This is a genomic window from Bradyrhizobium sp. USDA 4532 (assembly GCF_024171315.1).
Taxonomy (GTDB): Bacteria; Pseudomonadota; Alphaproteobacteria; order Rhizobiales; family Xanthobacteraceae; genus Bradyrhizobium; species Bradyrhizobium australafricanum.
The window spans coordinates 7,415,470-7,434,226 of record NZ_JALJZN010000001.1 but is presented as its reverse complement, the minus strand read 5'-3'; the positions used below and the strand labels follow the sequence as shown (position 1 = coordinate 7,434,226).

The following is an 18,757-nucleotide window of genomic DNA, read 5'->3' as shown; positions in this document are numbered from 1 at the left end:
TCATCGCTTCCGGATTCAGCGCCCACACCCCGATTGCGACTAGGCCAACCCGAGGCCGCCGTCGATGGCAACCACCTGGCCGGTCATCCATTCCGAGGCTGAGCCGGCAAGCCGGACAATCCATTCTGCGACATCGTCCGGAACGCCGCGCCGCGCGAGCGGGATGCGCGCACGCTCCTGTTCCTTGACCGCGGCGGCCTGTTCCTGGGTCAGTCCCATCATGCCGGTGAGGGCGCCAGATTCCGTTGGCCCAGCGGCGACAGCGTTCACCCGTATGCCGAATGGCGCAAGCTCCAGCGCCCAACAACGGGTCAGGTGCTCCAGCGCGGCCTTGCTCGCAGCATAATGAGACAGTCCGGCCGCGGGTCGGTGACCAAAGGTGCTCGACACGTTGATGATGGTGCCGCACCTCGTCTTCAGGTGCGGAAGGGCAGTGGAGGCAAGCAGGCTAGGACCGAGCACATTAACCGAGAAGATATCCATGATCCGATCGGCCGTGGTATCGGCCAATGGAAGGATTGCGCCCGCGCCGGCGTTGTTGACCAAGGCGTCTATTCTGCCCCAGAGATCCATCGCCTTGGCAATTGTGCGCCTGGCATCATCGATCGAGGCCGCATCCGCAACGATACCCGCGATGTTCGGATGCTCGGCGATCGTTTCGTCCAGAGGACCCGCCCGGCGGCCGGTCACGAGCACCTTGTCGCCCTGGTTGGCAAGGCGGATTGCCGCCGCTCGCCCGATCCCTGAAGTGCCGCCGGTCAGGACAATGACCTTTTCTTCGCTACGCATGTTGATCGCGTTCCTTTGCGGTTACTGGGCGGTCCAACCGCCATCAACCGAGATCGCGGTTCCGGTGATCTGGTCGGCGGCGGACGAACATAGGAAAGCGACAGTGCCGCCAAGCTGCGCCGGAGAAACAAATTCGAGGGACGGCTGCTTCTCCGCCAGGAGTGTCCTGGCCGCTTCCGTCCGGCTGACCCCTCTTTGCACAGCGATGTCGTCGATCTGCTTGTCGACGAGGGGCGTTCGCACCCAGCCCGGACAGACTGCATTGCATGTGACCCCGCTCCCGGCAGTCTCCAGGCCGACTACTTTGGTCAAGCCGACCAGTCCGTGCTTGGCCGCGACGTAGGCTGCCTTATGCGTCGAAGCGACGAGGCCGTGCGCGGAGGCAATGTTGACGATCCGCCCCCAGCACTGCTTCTTCATCTGCGGGACCGCCGCCGCAATGCCGTGGAACGCGGCCGACAGATTGATCGCCAGGATCGCGTTCCACCTGTTGGCTGGGAACTCTTCGACCGGCGCAGTGAATTGGATGCCGGCATTGTTGACGAGGATGTCGAGCCGGCCGAATTTCTCGACCGTCGCTGCGATCAATCCGCGCACGGCCTCCTCCTTCGACATATCGGCGCCATCGTAAACGGCGCGCACACCATGCTCGCGTTCGATGCCGCCTCGGATCGCCTCGATTTCGCTGGCATCGCCAAAGCCATTCAAAACGATGTCTGCCCGGAGCTTAGCCAACTCCCTAGCGATACCGAGCCCAATACCGCTGGTCGATCCGGTGACGACGGCTACCCTGCCCTTCAACATGGGACTTCCTTTCGATGGTTTGGGATTAGATTTGCCGCGAGATCAGTCACGGCGGTGGATATCGTGCGTGACAATGCCGAGCTCGGGAGCAGGCGGGTCGAGCCGCCGCGGATCGGCCAATGTACGGCGGATATCCTCCAGACCGCTCTGCCAATGCGCCCGCATCGCATTCAACCCGAATTCGTAATCCTTTGAATGGCGCTCGTAGATCTTGGACTGGTAGATCAGATGGATGATGTTGCAGGAGCGATGGCGAGCCATGTCCGCGATGGCGCGGATTTCCGGATCCTGCTTCGCGCCATCCGGTAACATTTCGAGCATTCGCTGCAGCGCCTGACGCATCTTCTGCATCCGTAGCGCCTGGTCCGTGATGGCGCGTGTGCGGCTGGAATACTGAATGTCCTTCTGGCGGCTCGACACCTCCATCAAGTCATTCGGCACACGGCCCCGTGCCGACCAAAGATCGACCTGGAAGGTCAGCGTGTCGCGCGGCTCGCTCGACAGCACTCGGGATAGAGGCGTGTTCGAAACGACGCCGCCGTCCCAATAGTGCTCGCCGTCGACCTCGACCGCAGGGAAGCCCGGCGGCAGGGCACCGGATGCCATGAAATGCTGCGGTCCGAGCCGGCGTTCAGCCGTGTCGAAATAGGTCAGGTTGCCCGTACGGACGTTGACCGCGCCAACGCTGACGCGCACCTCCCCGGCGTTCAGCCGATCAAAGTCGACAAGCCGCTCCAACGTCTGCTGCAATGGTGAGGTATCGTAGAAACTCGTCGCCGCGTTGCCCGAGAAGGGCGACAGGAACGGTGGCGGGAAGCGTGGCTTGAAAAAGCCGGGTTGCCCCTGCAAGAGGGCCCTGAGCGCCGCCAGGGCATTGTGCGCTGAGCGGAGATCGAAGGCGAACGGCATCGCATTGGCAAGCCCTTCGCCGACCGGCCATTCCACCGCCGCCGCGCAGATGCTCTCCCAGAACTTGCGTAGCCGTTCGATCCGCTCGGCCTCGGGCGAGCCGGCAATAATGGCGGCGTTCAGCGCGCCGATCGAAATGCCAGCCAACCAGTTCGGCCGTATGCCGGCTTCGTGCAGGCCTTCGTAAACGCCGGCTTGATATGCACCAAGCGCGCCGCCACCCTGCAGCACCAAGGCCACGACATCATATGGCAATGGCTTGGCCGCTTGCGGCGCCGGATCGATATCCCCGCGCATGACGTTCAGCATTTTCTGGAGCTCCGGATGTAGGGCTGATCTCGGTCAGCCGGCATTTGCTTCGATCAAGACGTCCGAGACCGAGCCGCGGCTCTGGTCGGTGGCAAGATAGTCATGGACCACGCCGCCTAGCCCGAGCGTCAGGTCCACGACGAGGTGCTTGGCCGACAGCACCTGCAGCACCGGCAACTCGGCGACGGGTGCCAGGGCATGCGAGTACAGATCCAGGGCAGCGGGGCCGGTCCAAGCACCCTTCACGGTGATGTCCTTTAGGTGGAAACGCACCAGCTCGCAGATGCGCGGCGAACCATCGACATGCGGAATGATCTTGAGCAGGAAATTGGGGGCTGCGAGCTTGCGGGCTTCCGCCGCCGTATCGAGCGACCGGTGCTTGTAGCCCATGGTGCCGGTCGCAATGCGGATTGAGCCATAGTTCAAAGTGCCAACCAGCGTATCGATTTCGACCTCGAGCTTCGGTTGCGCCAATTTCTTGGGAAACCCCCATAGCTCGCGCCCGCCCGCAATCGGCGGATGGTCGTTCAGGAACATCTGATGGGTGAAGCCGCCCAGCTGGCCCCTGTAGGATACGGGAATGACCTGGCCGCTCTCGGTGTAGTCGCCGAAGCCGGTGGAATCCGGCATGCGAATGAACTCGTAGTTCACTACTGGTTCGGTGATCTCCAGCGGCTCCGGCACCACGCGGCGCAGCGCGTCGGGATCGGTGCGGTACTGGATAATGAAATATTCGCGGTCGACGAAGCGGTAAGGACCGGGAGGAAAGGCCGGACTGCTCAGCGGCATCGCGAACGACGATGCGCGCACGGTCTCGTGTTTCACGGTGGTAAGCTCCAAGCTTGTCAGTGGCGGGCGCGGTCGCCGCTTGTCAGCGCCCGCCCCTGGTTCGGATTTGAGCCAACAATCGGTCAGTAGTCCCAGAAGGCCGGCACCCAACGAAACGCGTCGCCTGCGACCGCGACATGACCGACCGACGGGAACGGCATGTGCGTGGCCACCAGCAGTTCGCGGTTCGCCGCCAGTTCGCGCAAAAGTTCGATCCGGACGCGAGCGGCTTCCTCGGGATCGTGCTCGAAGCCGTTGTGCCAATCCGGGTGCTCGAACCCGACGGTGAAGACGAGGTCGCCAGCGAATGTCAGCCGGTCGCCGCCGGATGCCACGCGAACCACGCTGTGTCCGGGAGTGTGGCCACCGGTGCGGCGGACTACGACGCCCGGCGCAACTTCGTGCTCATCTTCGAACGTCCGCAGCTGGTTGTGGTACTCGTTCGCGAACCGCTTGGCGGTGGCCCGAAGCGCGTCCGGGAATCCCGGCGGCATGGAGACGCGGGAGAAATCGGGCGCCTCCCAGAATTTGACCTCCGCGGCCGCCACGTGGATCCGCAGGTCCGGACGCAGCCGGTCCTTCACGCCCTCGACCAGCAAGCCGCCGACATGGTCCATGTGCATGTGGGTCAGCACCACGTCGGTCACGGATGCCAGGTCGATGCCGGCGGCTTCCAGTCGCTTGACCAACTGCCCGGCCCGCGGCAGGTGCAGATCCGGGTCCAGTCCGAGACCCGCGTCGATCAAGATGGTCTGCGCGCCGCTGCGTACCACGACCACGTTCAGTGCCCAGTCGAACGCGTCCGGCGGCAGGAACATGTCGTCCAGCCAGGCGGCGCGGACGGCCGGGTCGGCGTTGTGCGCCAGCATCTTGGACGGCAGCAGCAGCACGCCGTCGCTGATCACCATAACATCGATGTCGCCGATTTTCAGCGCGTAGCGCGATGGTACCAATTCGTCGGGCTTCGATCTAACGGAGCGTGCGGCAGTGTCTAAGTTCATGGTTGTCTCCTGTTGAGTATTGCGAATCATCCGATCCATCTTCGAGAACTTCAGCGCTCGATCCTGAGCGGCTCGTGCTTTCGCGCAGAAAGCGCGGTCAATGCTCGTGAGGTGTTTAGAGATCAGTGACACGCTCCGGATCAGCGGAAGCAAGAGCAGCGGCACGCTCGGCCCGCGGCGGATAGATCCAGACGGTATTAATCTCCTTCTTGGTCTTCTTGGCTTCGTCGCCAACCATCTCGACCTTGCGCTCCCAGCCGCGCGTGAAGAGCGCACCGGCTTCTCCTAAGTCGAGACAAGTGACGTAAGCCTTCTGGCGGTACGGTTTGGTAGGGACGCTGAGCAGCTCGGCGGCCGCATTGTTGCCGGCGAAGGCGCCCATCCGCGTGGCGTGTTGGCAGGACATCAGCGCGTAGTTGCCAACCCCGTCACATGCCGCCCTCGCCGCATCGCCGGTCGCAAAGACCCCAGGCACCGACAGCACGCGCAAGTCGGGATCGACGAGCAGGCGCCCAAAGTTGTCGCGCTCAGCGGGAATCTGCGCGGTTAGCGGAGCGGCACGCATGCCGGCCGCCCAGATCACGGTACCGCTATCAATATGCTCGCCGCTGGAAAGCGTGACGCCGGACTTGTCGAGCGAGGTAACGCCAACGCCGAGCCGGGTCTCGACCCCCAACTTGCGGAGCGCGGCTTCGATGATAGGACGAGGACCTTCGCCCATGTCGGGGGCGATCGCACTGTTTCGTTCGACGATGATGACACGCGGCTTGGCATCCTTGCCGAGGATCTCACGAAGCCGTGCGGGCATTTCTGTCGCGACTTCGATGCCAGTGAATCCGCCGCCGGCCACGACAACCGTGTCGCGCATCCGTGATACCGGCCACCCCACCAAATGATGCAAATGCCGGTCGAGGGCGATCGCGTCGTCGAGCTGGTCGACGCTGAAACCGTGTTCAGCGAGCCCGGAAATACTGGGACGGAACAGCCGGCTACCAGCTGCGACAATCAATCGGTCATAGGTGAGTCTCTGCTTCGCACCCTTGGCCGCAACGATGTCTACCACTTGAGACTTGGTATCGATCGACTCGGCGCTGCCTTTCACATAGGCAACGTCAACGGCCTTCAGCACATCCAGGAGCGAAGCTGTCAGGGTCTCCGGTTTCGGCTCATAGAGCCGCGGTCGAATCACCAGCGTCGGCTCCGGTGAAACCAACGCAATTTCGAACGCCTCGGGCGAAACGCCCTGGATGTCGCGCAGCCGGGCCGCAGAGAGAGCGGCATACATGCCGGCGAATCCGGCGCCAATGATGACTAGTCGCATTTGATTACTCCTTGGGTTTGACTCTCTTCGATGAAGGCACCGGGTTAGGCGCTCACGAATTTCAGCAAGTCTGCGTTGATGATATCGGGATGCGTCGTACACAGACCGTGCGGTAGCAGGTCGTAGATTTTCAAAGTGCTTCGTTTCAGAAGCTTCGCCGACAAGGTTGCAGAATCGCCAACGGGCACGATCTGATCGTCGCCGCCATGCAGGACGAGCGTGGGGACGTCGATGTTCTTCAGATCCTCGGTGAAGTCGGTTTCCGAGAAGGCTTTGACGCCATCGTATTGTGCCTTGGCGTTACCCATCATTGCTTGGCGCCACCAATTCCAGATCACCGCCGGGGACGCCTGTGCACCTGGGCGATTGTAGCCATAGAACGGGCCACTCGCGAATTCGAGATAGAACTGTGCCCTGTTCGCTGCGAGCTGCTTGCGCAATCCGTCAAGCACCTCAATGGGCACGCCCGCCGGATTGGCTTCCGTCTTCAACATCAAGGGAGGCACGGCCCCGATCAGGACCAGTTTGGCCACCCGGCTCCTGCCGTGGCGTGCGACGTAGCGCGCTGCTTCGCCGCCGCCCGTGGAATGACCAACGTGAATGGCATTGCGAAGAGCGAGATGGTCAACGACAGTCGCAACGTCGGCTGCGTAGTGGTCCATGTCATGGCCATCGCTCACTTGACTCGAGCGGCCATGACCTCGCCGGTCATGCGCAATGACTCGATAGCCCTTGCCGACGAAGAACAACATCTGCGCGTCCCAATCGTCGGAACTGAGCGGCCAACCGTGATGAAAGACGATCGGCTGGGCGGACTTCGACCCCCAATCCTTGTAGAATATCTGCACGCCGTCCTTGGTCGTCACAGAAGTCGCGGGATCGCTTCCTTGTGTGGCCGACATCGAATGGTCCCTTTCCTTGCCAATCGCCGAAGACGGGCGAACGGTCAGCGATGTCGCGCAAATGAGCGTGCTCGCCAGCAAGTTTCGACGCGACGTGGCGAGGCCGCTGAAGGTCTTTTTGGAAATCATCTGTTGGTCTCCGTGTCGTCAGATTTCTTGCGGCTATCTAGGGGAGCTCGCGGACCACTGCCCAAGAGCGATTGCGCCGATTGCAGCGCGATTGCTGCTAACGCATGCTGCGCCGCCAATTGGTCGGCGTTTCGCCGGTGAACCGTTTGAATGCCGCGGCGAACGCGGTCTGAGAGCCGTAGCCGAGGACCTCCGCGACCGCGACGACCGATGCGTCCGTGTCGCGCAGCATCTCCATGGCCTGCTCGAGCCGTCGCTGGCGGAGCCAGGCATGAGGCGAAAGGCCTGTGCTCTCCTTGAAGGCACGGCAAAAGTGGTAGCGCGAGAGGCCGGCCTCGGAAGCGAGTGCTCCGAGGGAAACGTCCGCATCGTTATCGGAGCGCAAGCGCTCGATGGCGCGGCGCAGGACATTTGGCGACAGGCCGCCCAGAGCTGGCCGGACCGTGATCGACGAGCCAGCATGTGCTGCCAAGAGGCGCGTTGCCAGAAGGTCCATCAATTGCTGCCTGAACAATGCTTCCAGCGTCGCGTGTCCTTCCAGAACATCCACTGCACTCATCAGCAACCGGGATGTAACGGGATCCGAGTACACTGTCCGCTCCAGAAGATCGCCGGGCGCGGCGACGTAGGCTTCGTCGGCAACACGCGAGAGTGTTGCCTGCGGAAGATAGAGCTGAAGGACATGCATCGGCCGGTGAATATCCCACCGAGAGGTCGAACCAGCCGGAATGAGCGTCACGACGCCGGGACGAGCCGTTCCGATCGCAACTGATCGTCCGGTGCGCCGCTCGAGCCGTTGTACGCCGGTCGGGTAGGTCATGATGACGTGATCGACCATCGGCTTGACGATGTCGTGTACGGGCTCGTGCTTCCAGTATGCAATCGTGCCGCTGGACGGTTCCAAAGCAACGCGAAAGGGCTTAGTCCTGAGCACGCGTGCCATCTCTTCATTGGCGGGGCGCCGCTCACCGACCGGCAGGTCACTCCTATGCGCCTGCGTCGCGCCGGGCACATTGTCCAGGGGGGCGCGCAAGATGGGCTTGCTCATGAACTTCCACTCGCATTGGGGAAGAGCGTTCGTTCCGCGCGTCTGCGGATGCATCGCTTCCCGTGTGCTGCGATCATGGCGGTGAGCGCTGTACGAGGGCATCGTGCAGCGGGTCTGGTCGCGCTGGTTCAGCGGATAGGTCGACCTATACCTCGGTATAGTTCGGGAGAGATTGTCCGCATCGCGGGCGCAATTCCTTGCAAACGCAGGCGCTCATGCGAACGTTGGCGCACTTACCGAATGAGCGCGACAACGCTGGAATCGGGACCGGCAGTCGCCGGCACCGGAAGCGTGAAGCGAAAATGCGCGCCGCCATTTGGACGATTCGCGCCCAAAATGCTGCCTCCGTGCGCCCTAACGATCGACTGGCAGATCGCGAGGCCGATGCCAATTCCTGCATCCTTGGTGCTGAAGAAGCTGTCGAAGATGCGCCCGAGGTCTCCGGTGGCGATACCCGGCCCATTGTCGAAGACGGAGAAGCCGACCGAGCCTTCTTCGGTGACCGACGTCTGGACGTCGATTCGACGTGTCGGTTGACCGGAGTGCACGATGGCCTGGACGCTGTTGACGAGCAGATTGATAATCACCTGCTGCAGCTGAATCCGGTCACCAATCACTTGGGGAAGCCCAGATGCAAACGTCGTCGACAAGGCAATTGATTTTGACTCAATGTCGTGGCGAATGAATAACAGCGCTTCTTTCGCGACGTCATTGATATCCATGAGCCGCTTCTCTGGTTCATGCTTCGCCGCCATGCCTCGTATGCGATGAATGATTTCGCTCGCGCGCCGCGCATTCGCCACGATTCGGGACGTGAGCTGGGTGACCTTTTCGATGTTTTGATCTGCGCGCGCCAGCCACCTCAAGCTTGCCTCACCATTGGTCACGATGGCCGTAAGCGGCTGATTAATCTCATGCGCGATCGAAGTTCCGAGCTCCCCAAGAGTTGCGATGCGGCCAGCATGCGCGAAATCAGCTTGCAGCTTCCGAAGTTGCCGTTCGGCGTTCAAGCGCTCACTGATGTCCTGGATGGTGATGAAGGTGTTGTCGAGTTGCTCGGGGGGCACAGGATATGTGACCGTGAACAGGACATCGATGAGCGAACCGTCGAATGCACGGATTCTGGTCTCCTCTATGAGATTGCGTCGACCTTCAAAGTGAGCCACCATGACCCGCTCGGCGAGCCCCGGGACGGCGGCAAACAGGTATCGAACCGGTTTGATTAGGTCGGCGGGATTGCGTGCCCGAAACAGTGAGACTGCATCGTGGTTGACGTCCGTCACACGAACGACGTCCTTGGCGTGCTCGATAAGATCAGGGTGTGTCGCCAGATAGGAAGCAATATCGCGAACACCCTTCGCCTTCAGATCGTCGAAGACCTCGCCCGCGCGTCGGGAATCGACCTGCCAGAGAGCCGTCGGTAGATACTGAATGAGCTTGCGATATCGATCCTCGCTCGCGTGCAACTCCCAGGACGTGCGGTCATCATCGATCGCGCCGTTGATCGTAACAAGCACGGTGCCCGACGGCTTCGGGTCCGCAGAATGCCAGGCCCTGATGATGGGGTTGCGTATCGCGCCGCTCAGGACCATTCTGCGGGTCTCGAGGCGCGAGCGGTCTGTGGCAACGTCTCCGATTAGTCCGGCCAGGATTGAGCGGCTTTCAGCCGGCCAGAACGTACCGATCGGTTGACCGATCATCTGCTCGTGCCCTGCATGTGCCCCGAACATGCGAACCGCGCGATCATTGACAGCCAGAATTCGAGTGGCGGTAAGCAGTCCGTTGACCCAGTCCGGATGCTGATCAAGGTCGATAGCGGCTCCGCCGCGCCTGTGCTTCGCGATTGCATCGAGCAGGGGCCGGGCCCGCGAGGCATCAAGCTCCCAAGCAGCGGCCAGAGATCCCTGCAACTCGGCATCCATGCGCAGGTACGCTGCTTCGGTTAGTGGTCCTGCATTTCGGCCACACTCAACGATGTCAAGGACCGCGCCGGTTGCGTCTCGTCGCACCACCTGCCGCACGGCCGCCGCAACCTCGACCCCGGTCAGGCTACGCCGAAAGACGATACCTTCCCATCGACCTTCGCGGAGCAGTATGTCGATGTGATCGACACCCGAGTGGCCGCGCGAGCCGATCTCTGCCACGTGTCGACCGACCATCGCCATGGAAGGCCAGCCGTACAGGACTTCCGATGCGGCATTCCAGTACTGGATGACACCGTGCAGGTTGCTGACGATGATGCTTTCGGACACAAGGTCGGCCAGTTCCGTGCCGGGAGCAGAGGCAACGAGATCCGGCTGGCCGCCTTGCGATATCTGTCGGGCGAGATTAGTCATCTGATGGTGGATCCCGTCGCTCGTTGCGTCGCGAGCGGCCTGCGCAGTTCATTGCGTTCTGCAGGAGATGAAAGAGCACCTCATCATTGACCGGCTTCGTCAGGCAGGCATAGGCACCGCCCCTCAGTGCGCGAGCCTCTGTCGCCGGGCTCGTGTCCGCGGTGATGAAAATGACCGGCATTGACGAGCCCAGCTCGCGCAATCGCTCCTGTAGTTCGAGCCCGCTCCGGCCGGGCATGCTCACATCCGTGATCAGGCAATCGAAGCGGCCTGGCACAAATTCAGCCATGAACGCCTCCGCCCGATCAAACGAGCGACACGCAACGTCCAGGACCAGGAGGAGATCGCAAAGAGCCTCTCGTACAGCTTGGTCGTCATCTACGATGGCAACTAGGGGCGTTTTGGACAAACAGATGACTTTCGCTGGCATGGCCCGCCGATCATCTGCCCATTGCTGATCGGGTTGTACCTATTCCTTGGTGTAGGATGGGCTACCTCCCGCGAAGTTCCGCAGGAAGTGCTTCCCAAATCCGGATCAAGTCTCCGACGGACGTTGCTTGCAGCTTTCTCGTCGCGTTGCCGCGATGCAACTTCACAGTGATCTCGCTGATGCCGAGATCAAAGGCGATCTGCTTGTTGAGGCGCCCCCTTGCTACCTCGCCCAGGACTTCACGTTCGCGCGGTGTCAGCGTTGCGAAGCGGGCGGCGTGTTGCGTTATGCGCCTGGCCGCGGCTCTTTGCGAGACATCCTTCTCGATCGCCGCCGCGACGGCATCGAGGAGTGTCTGGTCTCTGACTGGCTTCGTCAGGAAGTCGACGGCTCCCGCCTTCATTGCCTGGACGGTCATGGCTATATCGCCATGACCCGTGAGGAAAATGATCGGCCTCGTGTTGCCGTTCAATGCCAGACGCTGTTGCAGATCCAGCCCGCTTGCTCCGGGCATGCGAACATCGAGAATCAGGCAGCCGGGCCGCTCCGGAAGATCGGCACGCAACAATTCCTGCGTCGAGCCAAAGCAGCACGCGTCGATGCCGACCGATAGCAAAAGCTCCCGAAGCGCCGACCGGATCTCCTCGTCGTCGTCCACGATCAAAACAAGTGGGCGGTCTGCAGTGTTAGTATTGAGAGTCATAGGTAAGCGCGCTACGTGCGATGAAGGCTGCGAGCCCGTGGATACGGTTGCCCTAAGCATTTGCGTGGCCTCCTGATCGCTTCTGCCCCGCGGTCTTTCGCTGCTTTTTCGCAGATGCCCGTAAGGTCCATGTCATGACACGGCCGTCACGGTCACTTGGCTTCTACGGCGTGTTTCTAGGGCTCGCAGGGCCCCCGCGTCTTTCCCAAAGCCGTCATGTCTTGCCTCATTCCGTGCCAAACGAGGACCATGCGACTGCGAGTCGCGGAATCACGTGTGCTTGCGAATCGTTGCGACCTGCGCTCCGGATTTCACCCCAGTTCCTGGCGGCAGTTGATTGGGTCGACCGCATTGAAATTGCTTCCGAATCCGTTGCGACTTTCGCGACGATTTGCCCTCACGAAAAGTTGCGCGTCGCCGGGTGGCCGTGGACAGCCGCTTGCCTATTTCCGATAATGCACCGCAAAATTCGCAGGGCGATCAGCGCCTGCGGTCTAACCTTCCGGATCAACTCAAATGGCACAGGCCGGCGTCTACGGATCGAGGCTCGGACGACCCCTGCAGGCGAAGAACGCACCTTCGCTGATTGCACGTACGCTGCGCAGTTCCGAGCTGGCGGTGACCGAAACCCGAAACGACGACCCGGTGCCGAGCCTTTCCGGTTCGCTGCCCTCCGAGGACGCCTACCTCGTCAGCCTCAAATTTCGTGATTATCCGGACTGCGAGTGCTGGGAGCGGGGCCGATGCGTCATCAAGACGAATGTCCACGGCGGCGCGACCTATCTCTACGATCTGAAGCGCGATCCGCGCTACGTCATTGACAAGCCGTTTCACTCCCTCTTTTTCTATCTTCCGCGCTCGGCCCTTGACGACATTGCGAGGCAGGCCGGCGCACCGCGCATTGGCGAGCTTGCCTATGAGCCGGGTATAGGCCACGACGACGCAGTCGTCCGTAACCTCGGTGCGTCGCTCGTGGAAGCTTTGCGTCGAGCGGACGAGACCAACCAGCTTTTCGTCGACCACATGTTGCACGCACTTACTGCGCACGTCGCTCAAACCTACGGTGGCCTTCGGCGTAGCGCCAAGACGATACGCGGCGGCCTCGCTCCGTGGCAGTTAGACCGCGCTTGCGATATGCTCAATGCCGATCTCGCCGGAAAGACTCCTTTACGGCAGATCGCAGCCGAGTTCGATCTTTCGGTCGATCATTTCTCGCGGGCGTTCCGAATCTCCACTGGTCTGCCGCCGCATCGATGGCTACTTCGCCGGCGGGTGAAGACGGCCGAGCAGTTGATGACCATTCGCGATCTGCCGCTGTCCGAGGTTGCGAAATCGGCTGGGTTTGCCAATCAGAGCCACTTTACGAGGGTATTTTCAGCAATGGTCGGCGTCAGTCCGGGAGCGTGGCGCCGAGGAGTGCGAGGCGCGTCGGATAGTGAGGGGTAATCAAGGTTACGCATAAAGACGGTCTGCGACCTACACAACCGCAACGTATGCATGGCTAGGCCGACCCTCATGACGATAATCCCGGCGAGCAGCACCAATTTCTAGCCGTCCTCGCACGACAACTAAAAGGCATTTTCGACGCCCAACTCATGCAGCGAGCTTCAATAGCGCGCGCGCCTCCGGCACGGTCGCTGGACGCCGCCCGTATCGACCGCAGAGTTCGACCACACGCTTGACAAGCGCGGCGTTCGACGGTGCAAGCTTCTCACGATCCAGTCGCACATTGTCCTCAAGTCCTGTGCGGCAGTGTCCACCGAGTTCAAGAGACCACGCATTGAGCGTGATCTGGTCCTTTCCAATGCCGGCGCCGGTCCAGGTCGCATCAGGCGCCAACCGGTTAAGGGTCTCAATATAGAACTCAAACGCTGCTCGATCGACGGGCATTGCGTTCTTCACGCCCATTACGAATTGGACGTGCAGCGGTCCTTTGATCTTGCCGATCTTTTGCATAGCGATGGCCTGGAAAATCATCGATAGGTCGAACGCCTCGATCTCCGGCTTTATGTCATGAGCCAGCATCTCGGAGGCCAACCAGTCGACGAGTTCGGGAGCGTTCTCGTAAACGCGCGTGGGAAAATTGCACGACCCGGTCGACAGCGACGCCATGTCCGGCCGCAGTGACAGCATTCCGCCTCGCTCCCGGCCTGTGCCTGAGCGCCCTCCAGTCGAGAGCTGCACAATCATGCCGGGACAGTATTTCCGGAGGCCTTCCAGCAAACGCCCAAAACGTTCGGGATCCGATGTCGGCTTACCCGCATCGTCGCTCGAGTTGCTCCGGGCCTATTCCTCATCCTTCATCAATCGATTCGAACAACATGCTATAATTCTTCTCGGAGTCGCGTGCGAAATCGACCTCTGTCGCGGAATATCGAAAGCCCGTATTCGGTGCCGGCATCGTGCCGTAGGCGCGTGGTGCCCCTCGTCTGCTTCCTTCCGACCATCTCCGGCCAATTTCTCAACTTGACCTACCAGATCGCGCCAGACCTCTCCTTGTCGCGCGGATACCATTTCTAGACGGGTCGCGGGTCGATGACGCCTGGACAATCAACCTATCCCATGTGCCAGGCACACCACCGCGGTCGCCGGCGAGGTGCTGTTTCGTATCGATCCGGCGCCGTTCCAGTACAAAGTCAACCAGCTCGAGGCATCGCTTGCGCAAACACGCCAGCAGGTCAAGCAGCTGAAGGCCAGTTACGAGCGGGCGACGGCGAATGTCGACGGGCTACGGCATCGACCCCGAAGGCAGACATCGCTTCTGCACTTGAAACTAGGCCGCCGGCGATATTCGTTTCCCGAACAATACGTGGGTTTATGGTGCGCGCTCCGAGGGCATTCGTCTTTGCTGCAGCTTCAAGGAGTTGCGGATGTGGACAACGAGGCTGGGGATATCCGTGCGCAGGGGTGCCTTGCCGTCTCTTGTCAGCGACCACTCTTAAGAGACGGCGGCACTCCCGGCATAATGGGCGCGGGGTTACGTTCCAGCGGGACATGATGACCGGCAAAGCCCATGGCCCGACCTATCGCGGATGAAGCCCATTTCCGGCAAGGGACCGCTTCGGAAGTTCTCAAGCTTCGCGATCACCGCACCCAAGGTTTGAGTTAAGAAATCAATTCCCCGCCGCGGGTAAATGCTGCCGCCGTCCGCAGCGCGGCGCCGTGGAGAGCCTGCTCCCCACTACTTTCGATTATGCGGGCGTCCACGGATTTTTTCTCTACCGGTGATTGCGCAAGGCGACGCCAGCCAAGTATTCAGTCACGCGGTGGCGACAATCCACTCCGAAGAGCTGCAGCAGGCTCGGCGGGGATAGGGCGTCCCCGGCAGATGAGTTCTAGAAGCTGGTTTTGCGAACCGAGCTGACAAGCCAGGATTGCCGGCGGCGGCTTGCTCGCCCGCTCTTCGTTGAGGAGCTGCGAATGAAGCTTCCAGACCTGGATGTTTTCGTTCGTGCAGGGAAATGCACAAGCGATCCCCGCCAAGGACGTTCTTCAACCGGAGCGGCGAGTTCGCCGCCTAGCAACATGCGCTCCGCAGCCCGACCGGCCATGAACTCGATGCACTGAGTATATCGGCCCATGCCTTGGCGTCGAAAACCCGCCCGTCATCTCCGTTATTGGACTGGCCCTGTCGATCGCAACGCCGGTTTCAAGACGGTGCTTGTGTTCTTGCGTCGGCCGCCAACATCATAGCGGCTGCTGAAGCTTGCCGACTTGCAGATGGGATTGGGCTGAAATCTCGGTGCACCGCAAGTTCACCGCCTGCGGCAAGGTCGGCTGGGTTGATATCCGGATCGAGTGAGGCGAAGTGATCAATTCGCCAAGGACGTCTCTGGTAGGCCCTGCCGATTTCTCCTACTGGTACACTTCCGATGCGCGGAGGTTTACTTTGCTTCGCAATCTCTGACGATGCGGCCATCACGGGTCGATACCACGATCGGCGGGGTGGTGTAGTCGTCGCCTCAATCGCCACAATCTGCTTCAGGATGGATTATGCTGCACTTCCCTTGCACTCTCGTAATGGTTGCTGTTGGATAAGTGGGCGTCACATTGGCGTGTCGCGAAAACATTTCATTGTCTATTTGAGGAGGAAAGTATGCTTCGGATCACTGCTCTTATTTTCTTCGCCCTTACCTGGTCCGCGAATGCCCAAACAAACCGCACCGAGTTGAAACGCGCCGACCTAAGCGGCACGAATATGGAGATTGTAGTCAGCGTCGTCGACGTACAGCCCGGAAATAATCTCATTCGCCACACGCATCATGGCGAGGAAGCCGTTTACGTTCTAGAGGGCGCAACGTTGGCGCTACCCGATGGAAAAGAGGTGCCATTTCCTACGGGAGCAGCAACAATCAACATTCGCGACGTGCCCCACGGTGGTTTCAAGGTGGCAGGCGACAAAACCCTGAAGATGTTGACGGTCCATATCGTCGATAAGGGTAAACCAATGATGGAGCCTGCAAAGTAAGAGGTCCCCTCAAACCGACATCAAGAAAAAGCGGTCGCAAACGCGCACCCGCTTTTTCTGCTTGAGAAAGCTACGCCGGGGGCATTCTCGAATCCAGATGGTCGCCTCCGCGCCCATCCGCCCCTCGGCGACGCACTCAACGCCGCATCGCTATCTCGAAGTAGCTCCAGCTCGGGGGGCACGTCGCCTTCCGCCACGGAAAGGACAGCGCATGGTCATTAAGCGTCGGCACTTCAAGCAAGAGCACTCTCTGGAGGAACGCCTTACCGAAGAGGCCAAGAGTCTTCGTGAAGAAGCAAGCGTACTCCCGCAGGTATGGAAAAAGAGCAGCTACTTAAGAGAACCCGGCAAGCTGAGACCGGCGCGCATATGAGCGAGTGACTTCAATCTTCCGGGTTATGACCCCCCATATGAACCAATCAGCGAAGCCAAGCGCCGGACGAAAGGTAGCGGCCGGGGCGTCTGTTTTGCTCGCCCTGCTACTGATGGGTTTTTTCTTTGTCGCGTTCTAAGGTAGGCCCGCAGCGAATGTCCTGACTAGGACGGCACCCAATCGCATGACCCTAGGCCGGCGAGAATCTGTTCGGCTAACCGAATAAACACGACTTCAGCTGAATGTTTATTTCGGTTCGCTAATAACGCTGGCACTCCGCGGATCACCCAGGTCAGCAAAGACCTTTTCGCGTAGTCTTTGCAAAAATGGCCCCAACGCGGTGAGGCGCGGCGCGGAGGGGCCGAGTTGCCACGATCACCTGCACGCCAAAACCAGCATCACTGGGCCGTTTATCCTAACGATCGATAATAGGAACGATCGGCTTGGCAACGAGTCGGCTCAGGTCCCCCAGCCGATCCAGGCCCCCCCGGCTGCTGGAGGAAAACCCGCATTGTTCGGGTTGGCGGCCCTCGGGTTGTGGCCGTTTCAATTCGCTGGACGCATGAAACCCTTCAATTTCACAGGTGGTGTTGCAATGGAATTTATTGGACGCCCGATGAGAGGCCGATTCCTCGTTCGGCAAGGCGGCAACGGCTGGATAGTCTACGATAGCGAATGCAAAGGACCGGCCCAGATAGAAAAGGACGGCGCGTTCGCCGAGAAGCTGACAAAAGACCAGGCTGAGATTTTAGCGAAGCTATTCACGAGTCGCGAAAAGCGGCCCCTGACGTTAGAATGGCCTCAACGCCCGCGGAGAGCGCTAAGGCCGCGGTAATAGTCCCAGTCCATCGTTTAGATTTGACGTCGTGGACTGCTGCTCGTTCCCTGAACAGAAACGGCCCCGGCGAGACGCTGAGGCCGAGTCGACGGCCCTAGCGAGGTGCAGCCGGGGCCACCGGTTTAAACTGATTGAGAATGTACCCCGGATCTTCGGGGGCAAGGAAGCGTTGGCAGGAACTAGCTTTGGGTGGCCGACGTTACTGCCGCGACGGTCAATTTTGCAAACCGCCCCGACAATAGCCTGATCTTCTTCGGACCAGCCAACGGCCGCGACCTTTTATTTTGGGATAGAAGCAATGCCGGACAATTTAACCAACCGCGTCCAGCCAGATCGCTCGAAGATCAACATGCACGAGCCATACGAGGTGAAGTATTGGACCCATGCACTTGGTGTGTCGAAGAATGACCTTCAGAAGGTCGTCGAAAAGGTCGGCAACTCCGCTGCTGCGGTCCGCAAGGAATTGGGTCTGCCCGACAAAGCTCAAGAATGACCAAACCCACCTGTCCGATTTGCTTGGGGTTGGGCTGGGTCTGCGAGAACCATCCGCACTTGCCTTGGACGGCGGAGGCACATGGCTGTCAGTGCGGCGCCGGCATGCCTTGCGAGTGCAATCGGGCGGATGGGATTGATGAGCCTGATGTGAGCAAGGTCATTGAGCAATCCGAATAAGATATTGCCGTCTGGCAATTCGTAGGGCTGCGCTGCATGGACGCTACCGACGAGCTAGGAAGGCGCCTAGCAAGAATGCAACGGCAAGGGACTGAAATGGAGCTGCCCGGGTCGCTTCACTCAAATGATGCAGCCACCGATCATGTTGTGGCAAATGTTGCAACGCGTCGTCTTCAGCCATCCGCCGGATCGCTTCTGAAGCTCGGTCTCTTCGCTGCTCGGGCGTGGCAGTAGGTGCAACTGAGCTTTCGTCAGCCATGTAAGTCTCCTCGCGCCGGTCGCCTACCAAACGGACTTGTTGCATGAGCGCTAACGTCCGGCGAATATCGACTGTTCCTAGGTTGTGCCGTTCGGGCCGATAGCTGATCGGCGGCCTCTCGGGCATCTTCGTCAAGGCCGTTGGGGGCGCGGCTTGTCCGTCGTACAATCGGGCATCGCTTGGATCGCGGGTCCATAGTGCAAGAGCGGCCAGTTCGGATAGAGCGCAGGCTGTCGGCCATAATGGCCGCCGATGTCGCCGGCTATTCACGGCTCATGCACGATGACGAAGAGGCCACGCACGCCAAGCTGAGCGAACTTCTCGCAAGAGAAGTGAGCCTGCTATTGCCAGTCACGGCGGCCGTATCGTGAAGAACACCGGAGACGGGTTCTTGGCAGAGTTTCCGAGCGCGGTCGAAGCAGCGCCATGGGGCATGCGGCGAGAAGCTGCCCTCAGGGAGGCCGTGTCGCTGATGCGCTGTCCCTGCGGCGCAACGTCGATAGCCAGCACCGGCCGAGAGCTGCACACACCGCGGGCACATCTAAAAACGACGCAATTCGACGATGAAGATGAAGAAAGAACACTTAACTCAAAGGCAAACCTCGGGTGGAAGCCTGCCGGATGAATCGGAGCGCCGA

General features: G+C 60.5%; 14 protein-coding genes and 2 pseudogenes. 4 read left to right on the top strand and 12 right to left on the bottom strand.

Going from position 1 to position 18,757, the window contains the following annotated elements; all coding sequences use genetic code 11:
- Window positions 1-39 precede the first annotated feature (39 nt).
- The 11 genes from J2R76_RS34380 to J2R76_RS34330 form a co-directional block, all read right to left on the bottom strand.
- On the bottom strand, window positions 40-789 hold the full coding sequence (locus J2R76_RS34380) for an SDR family NAD(P)-dependent oxidoreductase (RefSeq protein ID WP_253625475.1): 750 nt from the start codon (window positions 787-789) through the stop codon (window positions 40-42).
- A 21-nt stretch (window positions 790-810) separates the two neighbouring features.
- A complete protein-coding gene (locus J2R76_RS34375; protein ID WP_168855294.1) occupies window positions 811-1,593 on the bottom strand; it encodes a 3-hydroxybutyrate dehydrogenase in 783 nt (260 codons plus the stop codon).
- A gap of 42 nt (window positions 1,594-1,635) precedes the next feature.
- Window positions 1,636-2,811, bottom strand: coding sequence for a patatin-like phospholipase family protein (locus tag J2R76_RS34370; RefSeq protein WP_253625474.1), 1,176 nt, complete (start codon window positions 2,809-2,811; stop codon window positions 1,636-1,638).
- 33 nt (window positions 2,812-2,844) lie between these two features.
- Entirely contained in the window at window positions 2,845-3,636 is a 792-nt protein-coding gene (locus tag J2R76_RS34365; protein ID WP_076826973.1) for an acetoacetate decarboxylase, read from the bottom strand.
- Between the two features lie 86 nt (window positions 3,637-3,722).
- Complete coding sequence (locus J2R76_RS34360) at window positions 3,723-4,679, bottom strand: MBL fold metallo-hydrolase (RefSeq protein ID WP_253626112.1); 957 nt, start codon at window positions 4,677-4,679, stop codon at window positions 3,723-3,725.
- Window positions 4,680-4,755: 76 nt separating this feature from the next.
- Window positions 4,756-5,961, bottom strand: a complete 1,206-nt coding sequence (locus J2R76_RS34355) for an NAD(P)/FAD-dependent oxidoreductase (protein ID WP_253625473.1) — start codon at window positions 5,959-5,961, stop codon at window positions 4,756-4,758.
- A 44-nt stretch (window positions 5,962-6,005) separates the two neighbouring features.
- Window positions 6,006-6,863: an alpha/beta fold hydrolase gene (locus J2R76_RS34350; RefSeq protein ID WP_253626111.1), complete on the bottom strand. Its 858-nt coding sequence runs from the start codon at window positions 6,861-6,863 to the stop codon at window positions 6,006-6,008.
- A 226-nt stretch (window positions 6,864-7,089) separates the two neighbouring features.
- Entirely contained in the window at window positions 7,090-8,040 is a 951-nt protein-coding gene (locus J2R76_RS34345) for an AraC family transcriptional regulator (RefSeq protein WP_076826971.1), read from the bottom strand.
- Window positions 8,041-8,273: 233 nt separating this feature from the next.
- Complete coding sequence (locus J2R76_RS34340) at window positions 8,274-10,376, bottom strand: ATP-binding protein (protein ID WP_253625472.1); 2,103 nt, start codon at window positions 10,374-10,376, stop codon at window positions 8,274-8,276.
- Entirely contained in the window at window positions 10,369-10,806 is a 438-nt protein-coding gene (locus J2R76_RS34335; RefSeq protein WP_141340811.1) for a response regulator transcription factor, read from the bottom strand. Before J2R76_RS34335 ends, J2R76_RS34340 begins: the two co-directional genes overlap by 8 nt.
- Window positions 10,807-10,867: 61 nt before the next feature.
- Entirely contained in the window at window positions 10,868-11,509 is a 642-nt protein-coding gene (locus J2R76_RS34330) for a response regulator transcription factor (protein WP_141340810.1), read from the bottom strand.
- Between the two features lie 516 nt (window positions 11,510-12,025).
- Here J2R76_RS34330 and J2R76_RS34325 point away from each other — a divergent pair.
- Window positions 12,026-12,955, top strand: a complete 930-nt coding sequence (locus tag J2R76_RS34325) for an AraC family transcriptional regulator (RefSeq protein WP_141340809.1) — start codon at window positions 12,026-12,028, stop codon at window positions 12,953-12,955.
- 147 nt (window positions 12,956-13,102) lie between these two features.
- Here J2R76_RS34325 and J2R76_RS34320 read toward each other — a convergent pair.
- Window positions 13,103-13,765: pseudogene (locus J2R76_RS34320) on the bottom strand (3-keto-5-aminohexanoate cleavage protein); the annotation flags it as partial.
- Between the two features lie 1,840 nt (window positions 13,766-15,605).
- Here J2R76_RS34320 and J2R76_RS34315 point away from each other — a divergent pair.
- From J2R76_RS34315 to J2R76_RS34305, 3 genes and pseudogenes are all read left to right on the top strand, one after another.
- On the top strand, window positions 15,606-15,977 hold the full coding sequence (locus J2R76_RS34315) for a cupin domain-containing protein (protein WP_016844188.1): 372 nt from the start codon (window positions 15,606-15,608) through the stop codon (window positions 15,975-15,977).
- A gap of 1,509 nt (window positions 15,978-17,486) precedes the next feature.
- Entirely contained in the window at window positions 17,487-17,681 is a 195-nt protein-coding gene (locus tag J2R76_RS34310; RefSeq protein WP_016844186.1) for a DUF3606 domain-containing protein, read from the top strand.
- A 632-nt stretch (window positions 17,682-18,313) separates the two neighbouring features.
- Window positions 18,314-18,579, top strand: a pseudogene (locus J2R76_RS34305) (hypothetical protein); the annotation flags it as partial.
- Window positions 18,580-18,757: the final 178 nt, after the last annotated feature.